Origin of the sequence: Runella rosea, assembly GCF_003325355.1 — a bacterium.
Classification (GTDB): Bacteria; Bacteroidota; Bacteroidia; order Cytophagales; family Spirosomataceae; genus Runella; species Runella rosea.
Genome location: NZ_CP030850.1, coordinates 736,156 through 760,744 on the forward strand (window position 1 = coordinate 736,156; position 24,589 = coordinate 760,744).

21 protein-coding genes are annotated in these 24,589 nt (G+C 43.5%); 12 read left to right on the plus strand and 9 right to left on the minus strand.

The window, feature by feature from the left end:
- The first annotated feature begins 257 nt into the window (after nt 1–257).
- The 5 genes from DR864_RS03170 to DR864_RS03190 all read left to right on the plus strand — a co-directional run bounded on the left by DR864_RS03170 (nt 258) and on the right by DR864_RS03190 (nt 8,916).
- On the plus strand, nt 258–2,132 hold the full coding sequence (locus DR864_RS03170; protein ID WP_162793530.1) for a DUF1800 domain-containing protein: 1,875 nt from the start codon (nt 258–260) through the stop codon (nt 2,130–2,132).
- Nucleotides 2,133–2,183: 51 nt separating this feature from the next.
- Entirely contained in the window at nt 2,184–3,686 is a 1,503-nt protein-coding gene (locus DR864_RS03175) for a DUF1501 domain-containing protein (protein WP_114065594.1), read from the plus strand.
- A gap of 51 nt (nt 3,687–3,737) precedes the next feature.
- Nucleotides 3,738–6,125 (plus strand): PA14 domain-containing protein, encoded by a 2,388-nt coding sequence (locus DR864_RS03180; RefSeq protein ID WP_162793531.1) that lies wholly within the window; start codon nt 3,738–3,740, stop codon nt 6,123–6,125.
- 114 nt (nt 6,126–6,239) lie between these two features.
- The gene (locus tag DR864_RS03185) at nt 6,240–7,523 is read left to right on the plus strand and encodes a hypothetical protein (RefSeq protein ID WP_114065596.1); all 1,284 of its coding nucleotides are present in this window, start codon (nt 6,240–6,242) and stop codon (nt 7,521–7,523) included.
- A 40-nt stretch (nt 7,524–7,563) separates the two neighbouring features.
- Entirely contained in the window at nt 7,564–8,916 is a 1,353-nt protein-coding gene (locus DR864_RS03190; RefSeq protein ID WP_114065597.1) for a serine hydrolase, read from the plus strand.
- A 6-nt stretch (nt 8,917–8,922) separates the two neighbouring features.
- On the opposite strand, the gene DR864_RS03195 is transcribed toward DR864_RS03190, so the two are convergent.
- Nucleotides 8,923–9,399 carry a tetratricopeptide repeat protein gene (locus DR864_RS03195; protein ID WP_114065598.1) on the minus strand — a complete coding sequence of 159 codons (477 nt, stop codon included), beginning with the start codon at nt 9,397–9,399 and terminating at the stop codon, nt 8,923–8,925.
- 195 nt (nt 9,400–9,594) lie between these two features.
- On the opposite strand from DR864_RS03195, the gene DR864_RS03200 reads away from it, so the two are divergent.
- The 4 genes from DR864_RS03200 to DR864_RS03215 all read left to right on the plus strand — a co-directional run bounded on the left by DR864_RS03200 (nt 9,595) and on the right by DR864_RS03215 (nt 12,116).
- Nucleotides 9,595–10,050: an OsmC family protein gene (locus DR864_RS03200; RefSeq protein WP_114070126.1), complete on the plus strand. Its 456-nt coding sequence runs from the start codon at nt 9,595–9,597 to the stop codon at nt 10,048–10,050.
- 13 nt (nt 10,051–10,063) lie between these two features.
- Nucleotides 10,064–10,786, plus strand: coding sequence for a thioredoxin (gene trxA / locus DR864_RS03205; RefSeq protein WP_114070127.1), 723 nt, complete (start codon nt 10,064–10,066; stop codon nt 10,784–10,786).
- A 171-nt stretch (nt 10,787–10,957) separates the two neighbouring features.
- Nucleotides 10,958–11,755: a HipA family kinase gene (locus DR864_RS03210; protein ID WP_114065599.1), complete on the plus strand. Its 798-nt coding sequence runs from the start codon at nt 10,958–10,960 to the stop codon at nt 11,753–11,755.
- Nucleotides 11,733–12,116, plus strand: a complete 384-nt coding sequence (locus tag DR864_RS03215) for a DUF3037 domain-containing protein (RefSeq protein WP_114065600.1) — start codon at nt 11,733–11,735, stop codon at nt 12,114–12,116. The genes DR864_RS03210 and DR864_RS03215 overlap by 23 nt, the downstream gene beginning before the upstream one ends.
- Nucleotides 12,117–12,125: 9 nt before the next feature.
- Here DR864_RS03215 and DR864_RS03220 read toward each other — a convergent pair whose 3' ends face one another.
- The 6 genes from DR864_RS03220 to DR864_RS03245 all read right to left on the minus strand — a co-directional run bounded on the left by DR864_RS03220 (nt 12,126) and on the right by DR864_RS03245 (nt 20,822).
- Nucleotides 12,126–12,938, minus strand: a complete 813-nt coding sequence (locus tag DR864_RS03220; RefSeq protein ID WP_114065601.1) for an ankyrin repeat domain-containing protein — start codon at nt 12,936–12,938, stop codon at nt 12,126–12,128.
- Between the two features lie 149 nt (nt 12,939–13,087).
- Nucleotides 13,088–13,438, minus strand: a complete 351-nt coding sequence (locus tag DR864_RS03225; RefSeq protein ID WP_114065602.1) for a hypothetical protein — start codon at nt 13,436–13,438, stop codon at nt 13,088–13,090.
- Nucleotides 13,439–13,622: 184 nt separating this feature from the next.
- Complete coding sequence (locus DR864_RS03230) at nt 13,623–14,606, minus strand: PDDEXK nuclease domain-containing protein (protein WP_114065603.1); 984 nt, start codon at nt 14,604–14,606, stop codon at nt 13,623–13,625.
- 285 nt (nt 14,607–14,891) lie between these two features.
- Complete coding sequence (gene bla, locus DR864_RS03235; RefSeq protein WP_114065604.1) at nt 14,892–15,815, minus strand: class A beta-lactamase, subclass A2; 924 nt, start codon at nt 15,813–15,815, stop codon at nt 14,892–14,894.
- Nucleotides 15,816–15,909: 94 nt separating this feature from the next.
- Complete coding sequence (locus DR864_RS03240; protein ID WP_114065605.1) at nt 15,910–17,892, minus strand: hypothetical protein; 1,983 nt, start codon at nt 17,890–17,892, stop codon at nt 15,910–15,912.
- A 323-nt stretch (nt 17,893–18,215) separates the two neighbouring features.
- Nucleotides 18,216–20,822: a M14 family zinc carboxypeptidase gene (locus DR864_RS03245; RefSeq protein WP_114065606.1), complete on the minus strand. Its 2,607-nt coding sequence runs from the start codon at nt 20,820–20,822 to the stop codon at nt 18,216–18,218.
- 255 nt (nt 20,823–21,077) lie between these two features.
- Here DR864_RS03245 and DR864_RS03250 point away from each other — a divergent pair, with 255 nt between their 5' ends.
- Both DR864_RS03250 and DR864_RS03255 read left to right on the plus strand, forming a co-directional pair.
- The gene (locus tag DR864_RS03250) at nt 21,078–21,398 is read left to right on the plus strand and encodes a single-stranded DNA-binding protein (protein ID WP_229599509.1); all 321 of its coding nucleotides are present in this window, start codon (nt 21,078–21,080) and stop codon (nt 21,396–21,398) included.
- Between the two features lie 344 nt (nt 21,399–21,742).
- Nucleotides 21,743–22,102 (plus strand): PleD family two-component system response regulator, encoded by a 360-nt coding sequence (locus tag DR864_RS03255; RefSeq protein WP_114065607.1) that lies wholly within the window; start codon nt 21,743–21,745, stop codon nt 22,100–22,102.
- On the opposite strand, the gene DR864_RS29740 is transcribed toward DR864_RS03255, so the two are convergent.
- The gene (locus tag DR864_RS29740) at nt 22,070–22,303 is read right to left on the minus strand and encodes a hypothetical protein (protein ID WP_162793532.1); all 234 of its coding nucleotides are present in this window, start codon (nt 22,301–22,303) and stop codon (nt 22,070–22,072) included. The two genes, DR864_RS03255 and DR864_RS29740, sit on opposite strands and share 33 nt — an antisense overlap.
- Nucleotides 22,304–22,495: 192 nt before the next feature.
- Between DR864_RS29740 and DR864_RS03260 the strand changes: the two genes are divergently transcribed.
- Nucleotides 22,496–23,446 (plus strand): alpha/beta fold hydrolase, encoded by a 951-nt coding sequence (locus DR864_RS03260; protein ID WP_114065608.1) that lies wholly within the window; start codon nt 22,496–22,498, stop codon nt 23,444–23,446.
- 194 nt (nt 23,447–23,640) lie between these two features.
- On the opposite strand, the gene gnd is transcribed toward DR864_RS03260, so the two are convergent.
- Nucleotides 23,641–24,543: a phosphogluconate dehydrogenase (NAD(+)-dependent, decarboxylating) gene (gene gnd / locus DR864_RS03265; protein ID WP_114065609.1), complete on the minus strand. Its 903-nt coding sequence runs from the start codon at nt 24,541–24,543 to the stop codon at nt 23,641–23,643.
- Between the last annotated feature and the right edge of the window lie 46 nt (nt 24,544–24,589).

A 24,589-nucleotide genomic window follows, 5' to 3' on the forward strand; every position in this document is an offset into this window, starting at 1 on the left:
AGTTGGGTCATGACTGGGACGAAGTCTAAAAAAAAGCGAGCGAATCGTTGAAAATGAAGCTTAAATAAGGGTGTTTTTTTAAGTAAACCGTTTTTGTCCCATTGATTTGGATGAAGCCCCCCATGATAAAGTTTACCCAATTTGGATATTCTGGCATTTAAATTGTTTTGAAAAATAAGAGAAGCTAAATTTACGCGTGGTGTGGTGCTTTTATGCTAATTAATGGCTTTTTTAACGTTGTGCGAAACTCATTGTTTATGAAATTTTGTCTACTCTTTTTATGTTACTGCGCTTTCTTCATCCCCCATTTACGCGCTCAATCAATCATTACTTTTGGCCAGGGAAATACCCCGAATGTTTCGGTGACGGCTTCTTCGCAAAGTAGCGCCGCGATTCAGACCTTGACGGGTACAGGCTACCTGCCCAACTCAGCGGCGGCTTCGCGGTTTCTGTCGCAGGCTACACTTGGGCATAATTTTGCTTATATACAGGATGTTGCCAACCTTGGCGTTGAGAAATGGCTGGATAATCAGCTTGCCCTGCCCAATTCCTTTCGTACTCAAACGTACCTAGCGCAGATTCACCAAATGATGGTGGATTCGCTGACGTTTAAATATCCCTCCAATACCTACACGCTTTCCAACGTGTTTGTGGGCAATACGCACTTTGATGTTTCGTGGTTTCAGGGGGCCATGACCGCTCCTGATGTGGTCAGGTGGCGCGTGGCGTGGGCGTTGAGCGAGTTGTTTGTGGTGTCGAGGTTGTCGGCGTTTGACGACAACCCGTATGCGCTCTCAAGTTACTACGATTTATTATTGGAAAATGGCCTGGGAACGTATCGTAACCTGCTGGAGAAAATCACGTACCATCCAGCGATGGGCGTTTATTTGACCTTCATGAACAACCACGCGACGGATTCGACCAATAAAGTTTACCCCGACGAAAACTACGCCCGGGAGCTGATGCAGCTTTTTTCGATTGGACTTTACAAGCTAAATGTGAACGGAACAGAAATGCGGGACGCCAACAATAACCTCATCCCGACGTACAACAACAACGACATTGCAGGCTTGGCTAAAGTATTTACAGGACTGTCGTGGGGCGATAGCCGTTATCTGGGCGATAATGAAAAAAACAATTGGAGTTACACTTTGTCGATGAAGTTTTTCCCGATTGATTCGAGCGATGCCAAAAGAAATCCGTGGAAGACTCAACCGCGTATCGTGAACGGGCACGAACCTGGCCCAAAGACATTTTTGGGAGTTACCATTCCCGCCCGGCCCGTATTGCAGGGAGAGCAAGACATCAAGGATGCCTTGGATGTGTTGGCCAACCACCCCAACGTAGGTCCTTTCATTGCTCGAAGGCTCATTCAGCGGTTGGTAATGTCAAATCCTTCGCCGGGCTACATTCAGCGGGTGGCGACGGTGTTCAACAACAACGGAAGCGGAGTGCGCGGTGACTTAAAGGCGGTGGTTCGGGCCGTTTTATTGGATGCGGAGGCGCGGGATTGCGGTATCGACCAAGCCGTTAGCACCGTTGGAGCACTTCGCGAACCTTTTCTGAGATACATGAATCTGATGCGCGGTTTGCCACTGACGACGCAGGGAGGCGTATATCGAAACGTAATGGTTGATTTGTTTTCTAGATTGGAACAAAAACCGCTGAATTCACCTTCGGTGTTTAACTTTTTTCAGCCTGATTTTCAACCCGACGGCGAACTGAAAACGCAGGGGAAGTTTGCGCCAGAGTTTCAGTTGGTGAATTCCCAAACCATCACTGCGTACGTAAATGCGCTCGGCAAATGGTTGATTGATGACGACCCCGTTGAATATTGGGGATTTTTTAACGGTGAGGCATATAAGTCAGACCAAAACGCGAAATTCAATTTGGTGGCCGATTATGCCTTTACGCGTAACGATAAAATTGTCCAATTGCTCGACAAATATAACCTGCTTTTTACGGGTGGAAAACTGTCGGCCAAGACTTTGGATTTGATTCGTGCGATGGTCGTTAAAATGCCTTATTCCGAAAGCACCAACGGAGTGCCCAACGCAGACCAAGCTTATCGCCGCGTCAGATTGATGCTGGTGTTGATTTTATCTTCGCCAGATTATCTCATTAACCGCTGATAATGTGTTGGTTATCAAAAAACATTCATTGCAGGGTTTTATACTTAACTTATGAATAGACGGAATTTTCTGAAACAAGCTGGTTGCGTTGGTATGGGTTCAACTACCCTGCTCAATACGCTGACCAACCTGACTTCCTTCAACGGTCTGGTGGGCAAACAGCCCAGTGGAACCGCTTACCCCACAGACTATAAAGCACTGGTCTGTATTTTGCTTTCTGGAGGTGTAGACTCGTATAATATGCTGATTCCCATGGGGGTTAACACGGGTGGTGATAACGGCTTTAACGAGTACAAAGCCATCAGAACCGACTTGTCGGTGCTAAACCCCATTGCGCTCACAAATCCCCAATGCGTGGGTTTTCGCGGGATTGCGTGCAATTATGGTGCGTATGGTGTCCATCCCCAGATGACGGGCGTGCGCGATTTGTTCAACAGCGGGAAATTGGCTTTTATGTCAAACATCGGAACCTTGGTCGAGCCGATTTTGACCAAATCAGCCTTTGAAAGTGGGCTAAAAAAGCTGCCGTTGGGGCTGTATTCCCATTCCGACCAAATTATGCAGTGGCAGACGTCGGTGCCGCAGAGCCGCGATGCCCTCGGTTTCGGCGGCCGCGTGGCCGATTTGCTCAACGCCGCCAATGCCAATCAGGAGGTATCAATGAATATTTCGTTGGCGGGAAAAAATGCCTTCCAACGGGGAAAGGACATTTCCGAATATGCCATCAGTAATAATGTTGAGCCCAACAGTGTTGGTTTTGAAGCCCTGCCGTCGTGGTGGGGAAACTCAGGTTATCTGACCGATTTGCGCAACTCGACCATGGACAGTCTGGTGTCGCAAACCTACGCAAACTTGATGCAGCAAACCTATTCGTCGAGCACCAAAACGGCCACGGCGGCATTTGCATTGTTTAAAGAAGCCCTCAAAAAAGTACCTACCATTACTACCGCTTTTCCGACGAGCAGACTGGCAACCGACCTATTAGCCATCGCCAAAATCATCAGCGTACGGAATGAGTTGGGCGCAAAACGGCAAATATTTTTTGTCAACTACGGAGGCTGGGATATGCATGATGACTTGTTGACGGGGCTGAATGATAAGCTTCCCGTGGTGAGTCAGGCGCTCAAAGCCTTTTATGACGCGACGGTAGAATTGGGCGTGGCCGACCGGGTTACTTCGTTTACCATTTCTGATTTTGCCCGAACCATCACCTCCAACGGTAAAGGCTCGGACCACGCTTGGGGAGCCAATCAAATCGTGATGGGTGGGGCTGTAAATGGCGGGAAAATCATGGGTGCTTACCCAAAAATGGACATTAATTATCCGTTAAATGTTTCGTTTAGAGGTAATTATATCCCTGCGGTGTCAACTGATGAGTTCTACGCGGAGTTGGCACTCTGGTACGGTGTCAGTCCGAGTGATTTGTGCTATGTGTTGCCCAATATCGGCAATTTTTATAGCTATTCGCCAGGCCAATATCCCATTGGATTTATGAATTTTAACGGAACCACGATTTCCTCCGACAATCTTCCCCAAAACTGTTTGACGTATTAATGAATGGATTTAAAAGAAATAAGGATGGTATCCGTTGATATGACAATTCCAATGATAAAGCTTTCAATTTTACCCCGTTATTGCATTTGGATGGTGGTAGTTTGGGCGGGTTTTTTCCTGAATACCAACGCGCAAACCTGCGTAGGAACTCCTGGTCAGGTCAAATGGTCGTACTGGACGGGTTTCAATAATTCATTGCCCGACAGCGCCGATTTGGCCGCGCTCGAAAATTTCCCCAGTCGCCCCGACGGCTCCCAAATGCTGAGTTCGTTGAAAATGCCCGTCAATTATACCGAGTACTTCGCCGCCATGACTAGGGGCTATATTTACGTGAATCAAACCGCTACGTACACCTTTAACCTAACGGGTGATGATCACGCCCTTTTCTATTTAAGCACCGACGAGTCGCTCGCCAATAAAAGAAAACGAGCGGAAGTTACCTCTTACACGGACGTAACTGAACACAACAAAACGCCCGGCCAAACCTCCAAGACCATCGAATTGGTGGCGGGACAAAATTATTACTTTGAAATTTACAGCTTTGAAGGCTGTTGCAGCGACCATACAACGCTTTATTGGCGTAAAACCGCCAACTCCGACACCACTTGGCGAATCATTGACTTTAATAACATAAAACAATACGCTTGCGAGCAATCGTGCCCCGTGCGCGGCACCGCTTGTAATGACGGCAATGCCCAAACCACCAACGACCAACACGACGGGTTTTGTAACTGCGTAGGAGTTGCCCCGACGACGAACCCCTGCGTGGGTGAGCGCGGCTTGGTGGAAGCCTATTATTTTGACAATATCACGGGCAGTTATGTAGAACCCGACTTGGTGAACGCCCCGAAATTTCCGTTGTTGCCCGACCGAAAAGAGAAATTAAAGGGGATTTCAGGTCCCGATTTTGCGTCGTATGCCAAAGACAATTACGGATCGCTGGTGCAGGGCTATTTGACGGTTCCTGTTTCGGGAATGTACGAATTTAACCTAACGGGCGACGATCAAACGATGTTTTTTCTGAGTAAAAATGACTCTATTCAGTACAAACAGTACCACCAAGCCATGGTGATTTTTGGAATCAACGAAACGGCTCACTCCACGTATACGTTTCAAAATACCTCGCCTATCTACCTCCAAAAAGGCCAATTTTATTACTACGAAATAAGGCACAAAGAGAATGGTTGGCGCGACCACTTTAACCTGTATTGGAAAACACCCTTTCACGAGTTTAAAACGTGGAAACGGGTGTCTGATTTTTACCTTTACGACTACAAATGCGAGATTTCGTGCGTACCCAACAATACGCCGTGCAACGACGGGAATGCGTTTACGAAGAACGATACCTACCAAAATTGCGAATGTGTAGGTACGCCCTGCACGGGTCCCGATTGTGATGATGCATCGGCGCAATACCAAAAATATGATTACTGCGCCCCGACCCAAAATATCACGAATACCAATGAAACGGGTTGGCTCTCTTGCGTAAAAGCGACCAATCCAAACCCCGCCAGAAGCGGCCAGAATCACTGGATTAAGTATGATTTGGGGAATTTATATACCTTAAAAGGAACGCGCGTGTGGAACTACAACGTGTTGAATGAAACGACCAAAGGCTTTAAGACGGTGTACATCGACTACTCGACCGACGGCGTTGTTTGGACGCAATTGGGGGGGCAGTATACGTGGCCCAATGCGCCTGGTGCGGCGCAGTATGCGGGTTTTACAGGGCCTGATTTTAATAGTCTTTCGGCCCGTTATGTGCTGATTACGGCCACCGAAAACTGGGGTCATGCCACTTGTGCAGGTTTTAGTAAAATAACCTTCAACGCACAACAGTGCCAACAAAGCGGCACCGCCTGCGACGACGGCGACCCGTTGACGGTGTACGATAAATTTGACGGCAACTGTGGTTGCAAAGGCATCAAACTCGCCTGTTTGGAAGATACCATTAAGACGGGAAGGGTGGCGCTCGTTTCTGCTCCGCACAAGGCTCAGAAGGCGATTTTTTCAGAAGGACAATTACCGACGTCCAAAAATATTGGCTTTACAGCTGGCAACAGTATCGTGCTGCTACCGGGATTTCAAATTGATGCGGGAGCGGTGTTTTCGGCCAAGATTGAAGCTTGTTTGCAATCGTTATTTGCCCAAAGTCAAATTTCGCAGGAGGGGAAATCCCTCGCCACTGAATTTGGGGCGGAGCCAACCGACCAACCCAACATCAAGCGTATCATTTTTCGTCTCAACCAACCTGGGCAGGTGAAGTTGTTATTGAAAGATAAAAAAGGGCAAACGCTGGCTACGATAATAGATGATTACTACCAGAATTTGGGAACGCAAATTAAATACCTACCCACGGGCCGTCTTTCCAAAGGTGCATACGCGATTGAATTGACAGTGAATGATGCTAAAATCAACCAACAATTTTTGGTGGAATAAGGATTTGGGATATTTCGTGCTGACCAAAAAGATTGATTTTTGGCCTTCATTGGTATTCTTAGCAACAGGTTGTAAATTTTCCGTCTACTTTCTTACCCATATACCGACCCACCCATGCAAGATGTAACCGCCATCCAATGGCCCCTGTGGCGTAGCGTTATTTTTCGTTTTACTGCTATTTATTTAGGATTTTATCTATCTTTTCTCCAATGGATGGGCAACTTGCCCGTCGTTTCTACCTTTACGGAACTGTACAATGAGATTGAAAAATTGTTGGTCGAGTGGGGCAATCGCACCATTTTTCACGTCAAAGATGTCCTGATTCCGATGGGCGGCAGCGGAGACACTTCCTACGGCTACGCCCAATTGTGTTTTTTTGCGTTGGTATCTATCCTCGGCACCTTGGTTTGGTCGCTTTTTGACCGTCGAAAAAACTACGACAAGGCCTATTACTGGCTGATGGTAATTTTGCGGTACTACATTGCCATGATTGCCTTTACTTATGGCTTCATCAAGGTATTTGGCTTTCAGATGTCGTTCCCAACGCTGACCCAGTTGGCCACTCCGCTCGGTGATTTCCTGCCCATGCGGTTTTCGTGGCTTTTTATTGGTTATTCTACCCCTTATCAATTCTTTTCGGGTGCGGCGGAGGTGCTGGTGGGCGTTCTTTTGTTGTATCGTCGCACGGCCGTTTTAGGTGCTTTTTTGGCCGCAGGGGTATTTTTAAACGTGGCGGTTCTGAATCTTTGCTACGATATTCCGGTCAAATTGTTTTCAATACACATGTTTGTTTTCAGCAACATTCTGCTGTTGGCAGATGCCAAGCGATTGCTTAATTTTTTTGTTTTGAACAAACCCGCGCCGTCTTCTCCCTCGTTTACCTTGCCCGAAAAATGGATGAGAATTGGTCGAATTGTGCTTAAAACTGCCTTTGTCGCAATATTTGCGGTGGTGCCTTTTTATAGCATGTACCAAAGCCTCCACCAGGTCAATGTGGTATCTCCCGCAAATAAGCCCATCACCACGGGGATGTTTGAGGTGGTCTCTTTTGAGGCTAGTGGACGAATGAACGAGGACAGCCTTCGTTGGAAAGACATTGTTTTTGAGAACTACAACGGGGGCAGCATCCTGACCACCGATACCCTTTTTCGACAGCGCTACAACCGGGCCTATTTTGCATACGTAACGGACTCGTTGAAGCAGAATATCTCGTTCAAAAAGCGTTCGGGCGATAGCCTTTCTCTGTTTACCCTTCAATATTCGATGCCCGACACGAATCAACTTTTGTTGAAAGGAAAAATCAAAAATGATTCCTTAAAAGTGGTGCTCAAACGCCGTCGTCGTAACTTTCAACTGGCCGAAAGGCAATTCCATTGGCTGTCGGAAGATAATCGGTAATGACTTCAAACCCTTTGGGTGTTTTATTTAAATTCAGACTATGAAAAACTATTTTTGCGGGTTAACTGTGTGTTTGTCAGTGATTTGTGTTTTTGGCGTGCGCGCCCAAACGCCGATTAATATCGTTCAAGAAACAATCAAGAGCCAGGTAAAGGACCGTATTGACAACAACTATTCAGTGGGAACGGTGGTGGCTTTTTATGAAAATGGTAAAGAAACCTACTTTACGTATGGCTACGCTAATGCGGATAAAAAGCAGGTGATTCTGCCCCAATCCGTCTTTGAAATCGGCTCCATTAGCAAAACATTTACGTCGCTACTTTTGGCGGATTTAGACCAAAAAAAGCGTATCCGCCTGGAGGATTCCGTCGATAAATACCTGCCCGATTCGGTTAAAGTTCCGTCGTTCAACGGCCGTAAAATTACCTTTGCCGAGTTGGCGACGCATACCTCAGGCCTCCCAAGAATGCCGACGAATATTGTTCCTAAAAATCCCGAAAATCCCTACGTCGATTATGGCGTAAAAGATTTATACGCTTTTCTGACAACGTCTCAACTCGAAAATGGAATGGGGAATTATAATTATTCCAACGTGGGCGTTGGGCTGTTGGGTCACGAGCTGACGCTGATTGCGGGGAAAAGTTATGAACAATTACTCCAAAATGTGATTTGTACCCCCCTGAAAATGACCCAAACCAGCACGTTGAATGCGTCAACTTGGCTGACGACAGGGCATGTTGACCACAAACCCGTGTCGCATTGGGATTTTGACATCATGGCGGGCGCGGGTGCAATTCGTTCCAATGCCGAAGACCTCATGCGCTACCTGAGGGCGGAGCTTGACTTGTCGGCAGATGCATTGGCCAGTGCCATGAAGCAAAGCCAACAACCGCTGCACATGGTGGATTCAACCCTAAAAATGGCGTTGGGTTGGCACATTACGGCGGTAGCCAATGACGAAATCTATTGGCACAACGGCGGAACGGGGGGCTACCGGGCGTTTGCGGGATTTAGTCATAAAAGCAATAAAGCCATCGTGATTCTAAACAATTCTACCCAGTCGGTAGATGATTTAGGGATGTATTTTTTCAACCCGTCCGTGACAATCATCCCTTCCAAAAAGCCCTTAACACTGCCAAAGCCGTCAATGCAGTCGTTTGTAGGAACGTACAAAATAGGGCCCAAACTTGAGTTGGAAATAACGCTGGAAAACAATCAACTTTTTGCTAAAATGACGGGAGAGGCCATCGTGTCCGTGTATCCAGAAACGGAAACAAAGCTGTTTTGCCGTGAAGTAAACGCCACAATTGATTTTTTTCGGGATGATAAAGGAGAATTTGACAAACTAATATTAGACCTTAATGGGGATAAAATGCCCGCTACGCGGAAGTAAGGAAGGCTATATTTTTCGGTAATGTTCGGGTGTTTCCGCAGGGTGCAATTTTTGGTACACAACCGTGCGCCAATGCATCGCATCTGCATTTTCACCCCTCGAAAACCATACCGCTTTGTCGAGCGAAAGGTAGGCGTCTTTCAATTCCTCCAGTTCATAATGAACCAATCCTTTCTTTAAGTGCACTTCCACAAGGGTGGTATCAAACGATAATGCTTCGGTAAAATCATACAGGGCGGAGTAGAGATTGCCGTCTTCCAAATTGCACTTTCCCCGGTATTCATACGCTAAGGCAGACTTACGGTTTTCTTTTATTTTTTGGTCAAAATAAGCGTGTGCGGCGGTATAATCGCCCGATTCAAATAGCGCAATTCCCTCCGCAAAACGCTTGCGGTCTTTGTCGATTGGGGTGTCGTGGTCGGTAAGGTAGTAATGCAGAAAAAACAGCGTTACGACAAGCGGGACAACGATGAGAGCATCCATGGTGGGTTATTTTTTCTTGAAAGAACCGTTATGTTTGAAAAACCGTTTTTGCGTCGTTTTGGTTTCTGTTGGTCGAAAATTGCCAAAAAGATGCCATTAGTCATAAAAATAAGGGTACTTGTGTGACAAATGTCGCAGACCGGGCGCTTGGGTTGGGGGATATTTGCATCATATTTACTAAATACAAATACCATTATGGCACAGGAACATTTTTATGAAGTCTCGGTTGAGTGGAAAAGTGAACGCAAAGGAACGATGAGTTCGCCCGTATTGAATGATACCCTTGAAGTGGCTACTCCGCCCGAATTCCCCAAAGGCATGGTGGGCATTTGGTCGCCCGAACATTTGCTGGTAGCGGCGGTGAATAGTTGTTTAATGACCACTTTTTTGGCCATTGCCGAAAATTCAAAATTAGATTTTACCCATTTTGCATCCAAAGGTGTGGGAAAACTTGAAGTGGTTGACGGTAAATACATAATCAGTGAAATCACCCTCATGCCTGTGTTGACGCTTCCTGCCGATGACCAAAAAGAAAGAGCAATGCGGGTGCTTCACAAAGCGGAAGCGGCCTGTTTAATTAGTAATTCAGTAAAATCAAAGATTATCTTTCAACCCGAAATTATCGTAATGCAAGCGGAATTAATTGCTTAAAATCCCCAAAAATATGACCAAATACTCTTTCATCCTCCTGATTGCGTTGATTTTTGTGTTCAATGCCTGCAACCCAAAAGGCGAAGGTGGCGGTGAAACCACGGGCGGGGCGTTGTCGGCCAAGGAGTTTAAGGCCAAAATCGACGCCAATCCCGCCATTACGGTGGTGGATGTACGAACGCCCGAAGAATTTGCGGGCGGGCATTTGCTCAATGCGCACAACATTGACTGGAACAGCAACGGGTTTGAAAATAAAATTGACGGTTTTGAGCGTGACAAGCCCATTTTGGTCTATTGCCTCAGTGGAGGCAGAAGCGCCGATGCGGCCCAAAAAATGCGAAGTTTTGGCTTTACGCAAGTGTTTGAATTGGAGGGTGGTATGATGAAATGGCGGGCCGAGGGCTTGCCCGAAACCACCGCTGAAACGCCCAAACCGACGGGCATGAGTCGCCAACAGTTTGATGAATTACTGAACTCCGAAAAACTGGTTTTGGTCGATTTTTACGCGGATTGGTGCGCTCCTTGCAAAAAAATGGCCCCATTTCTCGAAGAAATCAAGACGGAGAAGGCTCACAAAGTCAACCTCGTTCGTATCAATACCGACGATAACCAAGAGTTGGCCCAGCAGCTTGGCATTGAAGGCCTGCCCACCTTACTTTTATTCAAAAACAAAACCCTCGTTTGGCAAAACGTTGGGTACATCGGAAAGGAAGAAGTGGAGAAGCAATTGAACTGATTTTGACATTTTCCGTCGCTTTTATACTTCATCAATACGTTATTTAGGGTTTCATTTGAGTGGCGAGGTTTTTCTCGCCACTCTTTTTTTGCCCGTTCTGACGGTCGTTTTCAAAAAAACGCCCTAACTTTCGGGCTCACTTTTTGAAGAAGTAAACGACGCAAGCATAAAATGGCTGAACCTGAAATCAATATCCGAACCGTCAACGTAACCCGCTACGTCACGCCGTTGCGGGAGGGCGGCTCGCTACCTGCCATTGTGGAGGCCGACGATGATTTTTTGTACGTGATGAAATTTCGCGGTGCGGGGCAGGGAGCCAAGGCGCTCATAGCGGAGCTGATTTCGGGCGAAATAGCCCGGACGCTCGGTTTACGCGTCCCCGAAATCGTGTTCAGCAATCTGCACGAAGCATTCAGCCGCATGGAGCCCGACGAAGAAATTCAGGATTTGCTGCGCGAAAGCGTAGGGCTGAATCTGGCCCTGCATTTTCTGTCGGGAGCCATTACTTTTGATGCCTTGGTAACCAACATCAACGCTACCCTCGCGTCGCGGATTGTTTGGTTGGACTGTTTGATTACCAACGTAGACCGCACCCCGCGCAATACCAACATGCTGATATGGCACCGCGATTTGTGGCTGATTGACCACGGTGCCTCGCTGTATTTTCACCACTCATGGGACAATTGGGAGCAGCAGGCCAAACGCCCTTTTACGGCCGTTAAAGACCATGTTTTGTTGCCTTTTGCGTCCGAATTGGACGAGGTAGATGCCCATTTTAGGACTATTCTAACCCCCGAACGGATTCGGGGTATTGTGTCGTTGGTGCCCGATGAATGGCTCATGGATGAGTCCACGACGATGACGCCCCAAGAGCGGCGGCAGGTGTACGCTCAATTTTTAGAAACGCGCGTTGCCGCGTCCGAACTGTTTGTCAAAGAAGCACAAAATGCCCGAAAAACACTTATTTGAGTACGCCGTGATTCGCGTGGTGCCGCGCGTGGAGCGCGAAGAGTTTTTGAACGTCGGGGTCATTGTCTATTGTTCTGCCGAAGGTTTTTTACAAACAAAATTTGAACTGAACGAGGCGCGACTGAGGGCGTTTTCGGACCAAATAGATATGTCCGAATTGACCGCGCGGCTGGGGGCTTTTGATCGAATCTGCGATGGCCGCTCTAAGGGCGGAACGATTGGCCAACTATCTCGTGCAGAGCGTTTTCGGTGGTTGACCGCCACCCGAAGCACCGTGGTACAGACGTCGGCGGTGCATCCGGGCTTGTGTGAAAATGCCGCCGAAACCCTAGAGCGGCTGTTTGCTCAACTGGTTTTGTAGGGGCGTATTTCAGTGCTTTTTGATTTTCTGCTTAAGTTCTAAATAATCTTCCGATAACGGGTCATTTCGTTGTTTTTGGGCTTTTTCGTACTCATTCATTACTTTTTTGAGCGAAAGTCCATCGGGATTTACGTAGTAAACATTGTCGCCCGCGTCGACGAGCAGCTTGCAGATTCCCCATTCCTGTTTGGAAGCGGCAGCTATTAGCGGCGTTATATTTTTGAGCTGATCGAGGTCGCCCGTGGCTTGTTTCAAGTCTAAACCGTGTTGGAGCAACAGTTGCACTTTTTCAAATGTATCATCGCCGTACTGAATGATGGATAAAATCAGCGGTTGGCCTTCGTCGTTGGTTGCGTTGGGGTTGGCTCCTTTTTCTAAAAAATACGCAAACATCGCTGGCTCCATGATTCCCGCATTCCTGACGTGCGTATCAATTCGCCCTGCGGTTGTTGCTTCGATTTTTGCGCCCGCGTTGATAAGCAACTCAAACACGGGTTTCCAGTGAATGGGCGTGTGGGTATAGCGGCTAAAACGGTCGCGGGCGTAGTCGAGCAGATTAATATGGGCGTCGTTGTCGGCGTCGTTGAGGTTGGGCGGCGGATTGTGTAACAAAAACTTTAGCCTTGCTACATCATACGAATCAATGGCTTGGGCAATTTTTTGCCGAGGCGCGTCTTTGAAACAAGGCTTTGATTCATCAGAAGTCCAGGAAAATGAGCCTAGGTCAGCAAGCTGTTTGCTGTAAATGAGAAACAAAAACAGCCCCAGCAGCAGGGCAATGACGCGGTAATTTGCGTAAGGTTTATTGAGTCGTTTTTGCATGGCAGTGCTTCTAAAAGCGGTATTTCCCTGCAAAAATTAACGACAAGACTGGCACTGAAAAATATAGAAGGCTGATATGGAATAAATGAATGTTGAAGCGTAGAATTCAGCAGTTGAATACCTGACCGAAAACCCACGAAAAACATTTGTCAGGGCTTGCGGTCTTTGACCACCAAAAACAGGTCATTTTCGAGGGCTAAATACCCGTATTCGTACACAAAGTAGTAGGTTGAACCTTTTTGGGTGGTGCGGGTATTGGTGAAAAAACCAAAATCGAAGCCTTCGCGTAGGAGGGAGGCTTTGGAAATCTTGGCCTTATCGTCTTTGCAGGCTTCTTCCAGAATCCGACGATTTTTGCGAAGCGTATTGTTGACGTTTCGGACAAAATTGTTGGAGTCAGAATTTAATTTATTGTTGTAGGCGTTGCGGCACATGTCTGAGCAAAATTTCTTGTCAGACCGACCGATGATTTTTTCGCCACATTCTAAGCATTCTCTCATTTTTCTGGTTGTTCATTAAAAATTTTTGAAAACTGAATTTTAGCCTTTATACTTCAGTAGTCTATTGGCTCGATTTTACCATTGATTTTGGTTCACGGAAGCATAATTGTTTGAAAATCGGGTATCATATAGTATGTTGAGTCTGCCATTCAATGCCTAAATTGTTCAAAGGTTTGCGCTTGGTCTATTTGTTATCACTTTCATTGTCAAACAGTTCGTGTAATTTCTGTTGTAAAATCTTCTTGTCTGGTAGTTGTGTTTTGTATTCTGAAACCATTGTTGGTGATAGGCTTCTGCTTAGAGCATATTCCACAACTTCGCTGTCTTTGTCTTTGCACAACAACACTCCAATACTGAGATTTTCATTGGGTTTCTTCACGTCACGGTCTAATGCTTCTAAATAGAAGTTGAGCTGTCCTAAATGTTCGGGCTTAAACTTGTCTGCCTTGAGTTCAAAAGCGACCAAGCATTGTAGTCCACGGTGATAGAAAAGCAAGTCAATATAAAAATCGCTGTTGCCGACTTGTAATTTGTATTCTTCTCCAATAAACAGAAAATCTTTACCAAGTTCGAGAATGAAATTTCTCATCTGTCTAACAAGTCCACGTTGCAAATCACTTTCGCTATGTGGCTCAGATAAATTCAGAAATTCAAAAACATAGCTATCTTTAAATGTATTTGTGGTGTCTTGACTGGTTTCTCTCAATGCTGTTGAGAGTTTTGTGTTACCAATCATTGTCCGCTCGAAAAGGCTTGCGGATATTTGACGGTCTAGTTCTCTAAAACTATAATTTTCTTGTTTGGTAAGTTTTAGATAAAACTCTCTTTCTTCGATAGTTTTGCACCTTGAAAATATCGCCAAGTTATGTGACCAACTAATTTCTCTCAACACTGTTGAGAGTTTTGGAGAGTCCTTATAAGTCTCGTAAAACTGTTTCATTCTCCAAATATTCTTATCGGAGAATCCTTTTATTTCGGGTTCGTTTTGTTGAATATACTTAGCTAATTCTGCCACCACAGAGTCGCCCCAGTCAGATTGTTCAATTTTTTTACTGATGTATTCTCCAATATTCCAATAAAGGTTAATCAATTGGGCGTTTACGGCTTTTATCGCATTAATCCTAGATTGTTTAATAAGTTGAATTATGTCCGTAAACCGTTTGTCCATAGTATTTCAACAAGCTAAAAATTCAAAAATTGTTGTCTTTTAGTGTAATTGTAATTAAGTTATTGCTATTCTTTGGATTACTCTAGCATTAACAGAGTTTTTCTTACTTTTTCATAGCGAAGTCATAAAGAACGGCTAGAATTGTTGTTGTCAATTAAAAACTAATCATGTCAAGAAGGTAAGCGACCAATGCCTTGAAATAATTCTTTGTACTTTTTTCGTAAACTACGCTTATGGCCCAAGAAATATAAGTAAATACAATTAAATAAAGGGCTTAGCAGTTTTTTATTTAGTCATTGTCGTGTAAAAGTCATAAGTTGCTTTTGCGATGTCGGCTATAATTTTTTCGTTTGTGTCAAAATTTTCTTTTGATTCGCTCACAAATACACTGATAATAAAGTATTCACCATTTGGTAAAAAAACAATGCCTATATTGTTTACAGCCGCCGTAATTCCTGTAACTTTATTTGTACCAGACCAACCTGTTTTATGAGCGACAATAGTTCCTTTGGGTAATAAACCTCTAATTCTTTTTTCTCCAGTTGTTGTTTCTATATTGGTTTTCCAAAAGAAATCATAACTGCTTTTTGATAATAAATTGTTCTTATTTTCATAAAACATTTTGAGCGTCTCACTTGCCGCCTTAGGGGTTGTCCAGTTCTCAAACATATTTTCCCACTTTGATTGCATTTCTTCTTCATTGTAGGTGATTTGTATGTCCTGAATGTTGTTTTTTTTGAAATATTCTTCCACCGTTTTAGGCGTTCCAATAAGCCTTATTAAAACATCGCAAGCGGTATTGTCACTATTTGAAACCGAATATTGAATTAATCTTTCAATGGTAAAAACTCCACCGTTGGGGTTTTCGTCTCTGAGTGGACTCCAAAAATCCTTGGGTAAAAGTTCATCTTTCCCTATCTTTATTTTTTGGTCTAAGGATAGTTTTCCTTTGTCAATCTCCGACAAAACCGCTAATGCAATATGGAATTTAAAGACACTTTGCATCGGGAATCGCCTATCTCCGTGTAGCGACATGGTGTCTTTACCGTTGTTTCCGATAATTGAAACACCAACAATCGCATTCTTGCTTGATACGATTTGCTGAATGTTGCTCCTAAGTGCATCCGTCGAACTTTTTGAGGTTTGACAATTTGAGAAAAAAATTAATAATAAAAATATTACACTAACCGATTGAAGTATTCTTGTCATGTTTTTAAATGTTCATGCTGTTTTTTAAAATTACTACTGACTGTTTGTTGGCGAAGGAACGGCATTAGTATTCCTTGCTTTTGCCAACACCTTGTTAGCCGCTCGCCCCTTTTGTGTCATTTTTAACTGCGTTTGAAATTAGTAAATCATCGTCCATTTTCAACAATGCCAATATTAGCAATTTCAAATATGTAAAATAAGCGTATTCATGCTTTTGAATTTCCTCTGGATTAGCCTGTGTTCCGTGTAGGTAACTATTTCGTAAATCTAAGCCATTGGTAAACTCACTTTTGTTAAGAAAGTAGTTGAAGTAGGCTTGCTCCGTCTTTGAGAATAAAGAGCTCTCGAAGAATATAATTTTTTCACTTTCCATTTGTAAAATTTCTTCCTTAAACTCTATTGGGTAAATATAAAAGGAGGCAAATTCGTTATCGTATAAATCTTTAAAAATTAGAAACCTTTCTATGTTGGCTATTTCAATAAAACTTTTAGAGTTTATTCTAATAAATCCTTTGCTTATCAAGTAATCTAATTGAAGCCTTTGATCAACTTCATAGTTGATAAAACTTACTTGTTCATTGGTAAGTAATTCATAAAAATTATGATACCCTTTATCTTTAAAGGGTTCTACATATGTAAGAAGTGTTTGGTCTGAGAAAAGTAAATTTGAGCAACCAATCATTTCTTTATTGTCGAAATTAAAATAGATGTATTTGTTTTTATTTAGACTTGGAATATCTTTAATTGAAGTTGGTGAGGAAGAAATTTGTAAAAGTTCAAAATCTATACTTCCATCTTCAACAAATAGTTTATATTGTTTTAAGATTGATTCGAACTCAGGTGCTAACAATCTGACTTTTTCAAAGTATGAATTTGTAGCTGATGGTATTGAAAAACGAGCATTACTTGCAAAAATGTATCTTTCTTGAAATGCTGTTGTAAATACAAAGTGTAAAATATTTTCAACTGAAATATTTAATCCATTTATAATTTTATTATAACCATAAATTTGACCTTGAGATGTCATTTCGGTTAATTGAAAACTTAAACCAGTTCTGTACTCATTTTGAGAGTGAACGCCCATAATTCTTTCAAATAATCCCATTTGACTTTTCTTACTTAGAAGATTTATTCTGTTCTGATTGTCTATGAATTCAAATAGGTATTTAAAATTAAGAAATAAAAGATACGGGTGGTCGTTTTTTTTAATATAATCTAAACTATATGAATAATGACATACAAGGTTATCATCAATATACCCATCCTTTATTTTGCTTGCATTTTCAGGAAAAGTAATTGCTACGCCATAGGTCATACCACCTTTTTCCGAAAAAAACTTTTCTGTTTGGCTTTTGTGTAATCGTTTTGCTTTAAGTCGTATTTTGTCTGAAATTTTAAAGTCGTTTCTATTTCTTACATTTTCAATAAGTCTAATGTAATTCAGGTTGGTATCTGTCGAGTCTAAATATTTTGAAATGATTCTTTCTTTATCAATAATGGTCAAACTTTTAGGGATGTATTTTTGATTATTTTTTAAATCATTTTTTGTTTCGTAGTGTGTAAGTAAAATTTCCGCAGATTTTGAATAAGATAATAAAAAATCACGAAATTCTATGTTGTAATACTCTACTAAACCTTTGTGAGTTAAAAATTCGTATATTAAATGGGGCTCTTTTTTGAGAATTTTGATGAAATTTGTTTTAGATATTTTTTTAAATACATTCTGAGTACTAACTATTTCCCAAAACGAATTAATGTAGCTGTGTTGCGTTTGCTCAAATAAGTCTATTACATTATTTTCGCTAATTGTAGAAAAAAAATATCCAACTATTTTTCCGTATTGTGTTGCCTTAACTTTAAAATTATCAATTTCATTTTGTGTCCATTTTTTTAAATATATGCCATTGTCAAAATATTTTTTTAGGTTGTAAAGTTCTAAAACATCATTGATGTCTGTGTAACTTGATTTAGGTTTAGGTTCACTTCTTAAAATATGTTCTCCTTTTGACAGTTCGTGTCCACCTGCCATATCTTCTATTGAATAAAAGTGAACTCTGTCTAAATCGTATTGATGCATAATTTTAATGGCTTTTGGTTATAGAGTGATCGCTACCAGCCACCCATCCGCAAGTTACAAAAATACTATCCGTTTGCAAACGATTGTAAGCGGTATTTATGCTATTCAAAAGGCAACGCGGCGGCATTAAAATTTATGGCTGGCACTTCTAGGTCTGGAATGGGGAAGTGAAGTTGAAAGTTAACCCAAAAACGAGGTGGTGAGCAACCTCAGAACGGTTTTGAGAAACCGCTCTCAAAAGCCATTGTAAATTTTCAGACCCCCCAAAATAAAAAGTGGGCAGCGATTTTGCCGCTGCCCACTTTTACGCTTCTAATACTCAATTACTTCTCCGCTTCGGCGCCAAACATTCCACCGCCTTCGACCAGATTGGCGAAGAAAATACTGTTGAAAAACAGACGGGTGGTGCCGAGCCAGTAACTGCGGTAGGTTGGGTCGTCGGCAAAAAGTACAATTCGTCCATTGCCCGTCGTGCTTAAAATAATGGCGGCACTGTTGCTTACTTTGCCGATGTTTTGCTTCGAGGCGTAACCGTTTATAAAGGGTTTTTCGGCGTATTGCGCCACGGTAGCGTACTTGTCAGCACTTTTTTGCAGTAGCGTCGGGCCATTTTTATTAATAAAAAGGCGGCGGTCGCTGAGTCCAAACCCAATGGGATGCGAAATGTCAATATCAGCCAAAAAGATCGCGCCGTTGATTCGTTTTGAGCCTTCCACATCCTGTTTACTCACAAAATCAAGTCGTTCGTTGGTATTGGCACCTTTGGGCGTCGACGCTTTTTCGTCAGATTCGGCCAATTTTTCCTTTACTAACTCATTCTGGACCGCCCAAGCCGTGGCGGTTTGAAAAGTAATGAGCGTACCGCCGTCGGCCACCCATGCTTTGAGCTTGTCGATTACCGCTTTGTCCCATGCGCTGTAATTTCCGCCCGGCAACACGATGGTGGTGTATTTTTTCAACGTCGCCTGCCTAAAATATTGCAGGTCAAGCTTCACCACGGGCATCCCCAGTTGCTGACTCAGCAAGAACCAAACTTGTCCGGCTTCACCCGCCGTTACACCTTGCCCAAACGCCAACGCTACTTCGGGCTTGCGAACGGTTTTAATGTTGTTGCTGCCGAGGTCAATCCCTCCCGCGCTAAAACCCGTGGAAATACCCGTAAAACGGACATTACAATCGGCTGCAATGAGTTGCAGGTGCGCATAGAGCGAATCAGCGGGTATCGACTGTCCCGCCACTGGAATCACCAATGTGCCGTAGCCAAAGGATTTTTTGTCGTTGTTGATGGCCGCTGTAAAGGGTTTAAAGGCTGTTTTTACCAAAATATTTTTGCCTAACAACTGATACAGTGCCTTTGCGGCGTTGTATTCAGTGTAGTTTAGCAGGTAAGCATACGATGATTTTCCGCCTTCTACGGCCCCTTTGGCTTGTGTGGTTGCCGTTACGGGTGCGCCTTTGGCTACCTCTTTGGTTTTGAGTTTGGCGTATTGCAATCCGTACGCATGAATCACACTCCAACCCGTATTGTCATAGAAAAGGCTGTCTTTCAGACTGATTTCTTCAAACAAAGAATGGATAACCAGAAAGTTGGTTTGTTCAGCGGGAACGAAATAGGCTTTTCCTTTCTCAAAAGTTTTCCCTTCAACGGTGGTGCTAGTGGCAAGATCATAAACCTGAATGCGGTGCTGCAACAACAAACCCAGAAATTTTTGGGTAAGGGATTCATCCCGGCTGTCCCCAAAAACATAGGCTTTGGCGGCATTTGCCCTTGCTTGTTCCAATCCATAATTGAAAAAGTCTTTCTGAATTTTGAACAGGTTTGTTTTTTCGGCGATGGCGGCTTTCAGGGATGAAAAGCTCGTGGCTAAATGGTTGCGGATGGTGAAAGGAAAGGTGAGGAGGCCATTGGCGGTTTCTTTCATCATTCCGCCGCTGCCCGCCTGCTCAAAAGTAGCCGCGATGGTCCCGTAAAATTTGGGGTACGTTGAGCCGTAAATGGGGGAGAGGTTATCAAAATTTTCTTTGGTAAAATACAGCGAACCTATTTCATCTAAGGCTTTGGCGTGGTATTTGGCAAAAATTGCATTTTCATCGTAGATAAACTGCGGTATAATGGGGCTTTCGTGCCGTTTGGGCGTAGGTTCAAAATAATACGTAGCGTTGGCACCCATTTCATGAAAATCAATCTGCACATTGGGGTACCATTGGTGGAAAAACTCAACCCGATTGCGACTTTCTACGTGGACGAGGTTGAGCCAGTCGCGGTTCAAATCGGCAAAATAGTGGTTAGTGCGCCCGTTGGGCCACACTTCCATGTGTTCTTTGTCTAGGGGGTCGGCTACGGGCGGGAAGGATTTGTAGCTGTTGAACCAATTGGCGGCGCGGTCCCTGCCGTCGGGGTTGAGGGATGGGTCAATAAAAATGACCGCTTCTTTCAGCCATTGGGCGGTTTCGTTGTCCTGCGCGGCGGCTAAATAATACCCCATCAGTAAACTCACCTCGCTGCATGAGCCTTCGTTACCGTGGACGCTGTAGCCCAGCATGACAATCACGGGGGCTTTGCTGCTCAATACGGGTTTGGAAGGGTCAACGGTAGTGATGTGCTCTTTCCTGATTTCTTCCAAGCGGCTGTAATTTTCGGGAGCGGTAAAAGTGACCACGATTTGCTCTCTTTCTTCGTAGGTTTTACCAAGAGATTGCACATGGACGCGGTTGCTTACTTTGGCCAATTCTCTGAAATAACCCACAATTTGGTCATGCCGCGTATAGTGCGACCCGATGGCATACCCCAGAAATTTTTCGGGCGTCGGAACCGTGGGGTCAAACTTGGTGGCTTTGGGGAAGTAATAATTGGTTTGGGCGTGGGCAAATTGAACGGCCCAAAAGGCCGTTAAGAACAGCAATCGGGCTGTTTTACGTAAAATTCTCATAGTTAGCTAGTTCATTTGGTTTTATAAGTAAATGTAAATTTTTAATTCATTGGCAGGAAATAAAATCTGCGTTCATTCAGTCTCTTTTTAAGGAGGGAGGTGTTATTCGTTTGTAAACGCTTACAATTGTTTTTATCCAACTGGAAACGTGTACTAACCGAATCGTTTTTGGCCAATCCACCACCTTTGTATCGTCAATTCGGGGTTAAACCCATTGGCGGGAACAAATTCAATAAACACAAAACTGTAAGGAACATGAACAAGGTAACATTGATTGGCAACGTAGGAAACGAAGTGATTGTACGGGATTTCGACAACGGCAAATTGGCCTCTTTTACGATGGCAACGACCGAAAGCTACACCAATAAAAACAATGAAGAAGTGACCAATACCACTTGGCACAACATCGTGGCATTCGGAAAAGTAGCGGATGTGTGTAAGCGGATGGCGGCCAAGGGTAAACTGCTTTCGGTAGAAGGAAAAATCAATTATCGGACGTATAAAAATAAAAAAGATAAGATGATTTACGTCACCGAAATTCAAGTCTATAAAATTGAGGAGATAGAAAAAAACTAGTCGTTTAAAGCCTGCTTTCTTCAATGGGAAGCAGGCTTTTTTATTCGGGATTTTAGGGGGGAATCAAGGGGTGAAAAATACGATTCGTTGATTTTTATATACCGTTTGATAACTATTTGGTAGCATTGGTATGTTTAAAGGGGTTGGAATTTGATTTTTAGAGACGAAATTAGAACCTTGCACTATACTTCAGCGAAATGAAACATCCTTGATGTCACGAAGGGTTAAACGCATGCTTTATTGTTTTATCATCAGCAAACCTAAAAAAGGCATTCAAGACATTCTTGTTAAATACTTACATTAATTGTTTGATTGCTTTTGAGTACACACTTTACCCTTAATCTATGAGTGCTTTGAATGGTAAAATCCTTTTAATTGAGGATAAGCTTGATAATATTTCTCACATTGAGAATATGATTAAAGAAGCTGGCTATGAAGTTTTCAGGGCGGCTGGTACGCCTCAGGAGGCGCTTCGAATGACCATATTGATGCTTCAATCAACCATGATCATTGCCCATGATTCATTGAGCGATACGATTCTTTCAACCGCGCGTGAAATGAATAAAGAAATTTCTATTATTATGCTCGGGACATCTGACGAAACGCTGCTGCTCCCAAGTATCCAAGTAGGTAAAACGGCTTACCTAAAAGCCCCGTTTACAACGTCTGTATTAAAAGCAGTGATTGACTTTATCAGCCGCTAAAAAAAAGCCTATCGCATTATTGTGGCTTCTTTCAACCGATAAAATCGGTGGTTTATGAAAGCTCCAAGCTCCAAATATCTTTCCCCAGTCTGGGGAGGGTTGGAACGTGGTTGCAAAATAATTTCCTTCAGAACCTAATTGATCATCTTCTGTACCAGAATAATTGGGATATTTTTTATCCGAGGGCATTTGACGTATCATGGATATTTTTCATTGATTGGCACTGCTTTTTAAGGATTATATAAAATGCGTTTACCTACAATATCGAAAGTGTGTTTAGAAAGTATGTCAATCGATAAATGTGTGGCATAGTGGGAATTTTACGCCCCTGTACACTGGGGACTTTTTTTCCATTTCAGAAACATTCGGTGTTTGAATTTACTTTGAAAGGTCATGTTTGAAAAATATTTTTTTATTACCCTATTGTTTTTTGTCGGTCTCCTAAAGAGCTCTTTTCAGGTCGACTATCCTTATGAAGTGCGTTATTTTTCGTTTATGTTGGAAAATCAGCCCGTAAAGATGGCGTACATGGACATAGCTCCCGTAATTACTACTGGTAAAACGATTGTTCTGTTACATGGAAAGAACTTTAACGGTTATTATTGGAAAGAAGTAATCCCCGGGCTGGTCAAACAGGGCTACCGCGTGATTGTGCCCGACCAATTGGGTTGGGGTAAGTCAGATAAGCCAAATGTTCAGTATAGTTTTCACTTATTGGCGACCAATACCAAGCAGTTGTTGGAAGGGTTGAAAATACCCAAAGCCGTCATTGTCGGTCATTCAATGGGCGGGATGTTAGCGGTTCGGTTTTCGTTACTTTATGCCGAAATGGTCGAAAAATTAATCCTCGAAAACCCGATTGGTTTGGAGGATTATAAAACCTTTGTTCCTTACCAAGCCCTCGAAAACTTGGTTGAAAAGGAAAAAAATGCCACTTACGAATCGTACAAAAAATACCAACAGAGCTATTATCCCGTTTGGAAACCTGCGTACGAACAATACGTAAAAGCACAGGCAGAGGCACTTTCTGAACCTGCATTTCCACAAACGGCGCAGGTAAATGCGTTTACCTATGAGATGATTTATGAGCAACCCGTGGTCTATGAATTGGAGAATATCTCGGTACCCACTTTATTGATTATTGGTCAGTCCGACCGAACTGTGGTGGGAAAAGACTACCTGACTGCTGAACAAAAAAAAATGTATGGCAACTATCCAGCCTTGGGTAAAAAAGCAAATCAGCAAATTAAAGGGTCGAAGTTGGTAGAATTGGAAGGGGTGGGGCATATTCCGCACATTCAGGATACGGAACGATTTCAGAAAGAGGTCGCTAAATTCTTATAGCTTTCAATCATCGTTGTTATCCACTTATTACGCACTAAAATGTCACGTATATGAATAAGGTTAGCATTTACATTATTGTTTTATTGGTTCTTTTTTCGGTGGCTATTTCGATTTTTTAACGCCTCACTTTTGGAGACTGCATAAAAAATCCCTGCTCATGCTGGAACAGGGATTTTTGTAAGGGGTTAGTGGTTTTATGGTACAACCTTTTCGACGGCATGGCCGCCAAATTCATTCCGCAGGGCCGCCACTACTTTGCCAGTGAAGGTGTCATCCTGCTGCGAACGATAGCGCATAATCAACGATAGCGCAATGACTGGGGTAGGAATCCCCATATCAAGTGCGGTTTCCAGGGTCCATTTTCCTTCGCCCGAAGAATGCATTACTCCTTTGATGGTATCTAATTTTGGGTCTTTTGAGAAAGCGCTTTCGACCAGTTCCATGAGCCAGCTCCGTACGACCGAACCATGATTGAACACCCGCGCAACCTGTTGTAGGTCGAGGTCGTATTTGGATTGCTCCATCACTTCAAAGCCTTCCGCAATGGCCTGCATCATTCCGTATTCGATGCCGTTATGCACCATTTTTACAAAGTGACCACTTCCGGGGCCACCTGCGTGCAAATAGCCGTTTTCTACCGAAATATCTCTAAACACGGAAGCGCAGTGGTTAAACACTTCATCTTCGCCGCCAATCATGGTACAAGCGCCGTACAAAGCTCCCTCAACTCCCCCGCTAGTGCCGCAGTCTAAGTAGTCTATTCCTTTGGATTTGAGATAGTTGTATCGACGGACCGAGTCGTTGAAGTTAGAGTTTCCGCCATCGATGATGATGTCGTGTTGATCGAGATGAGGAACGAGCAATTCGATACAATCGTCAACGGGCTTACCAGCAGGAACCATTAGCCAAATTACTTTTCGACCGTCTAGCTGTTGACACATTTCGGCGAGACTGTAAGCAGGAATTACGCCTTCTAGCGATATATTCTTAATGTTGTCGATTGCAACGTCGTAGGCTATCACTTCATAGCCATGACGATGTAGGTTTAGCGCCAAATTGAAGCCCATTTTGCCAAGGCCAACGAATCCGATTTGCATCTTATAAGTATTGAAAAGTTAGTATTGAGTATATAGATTGGGTGGA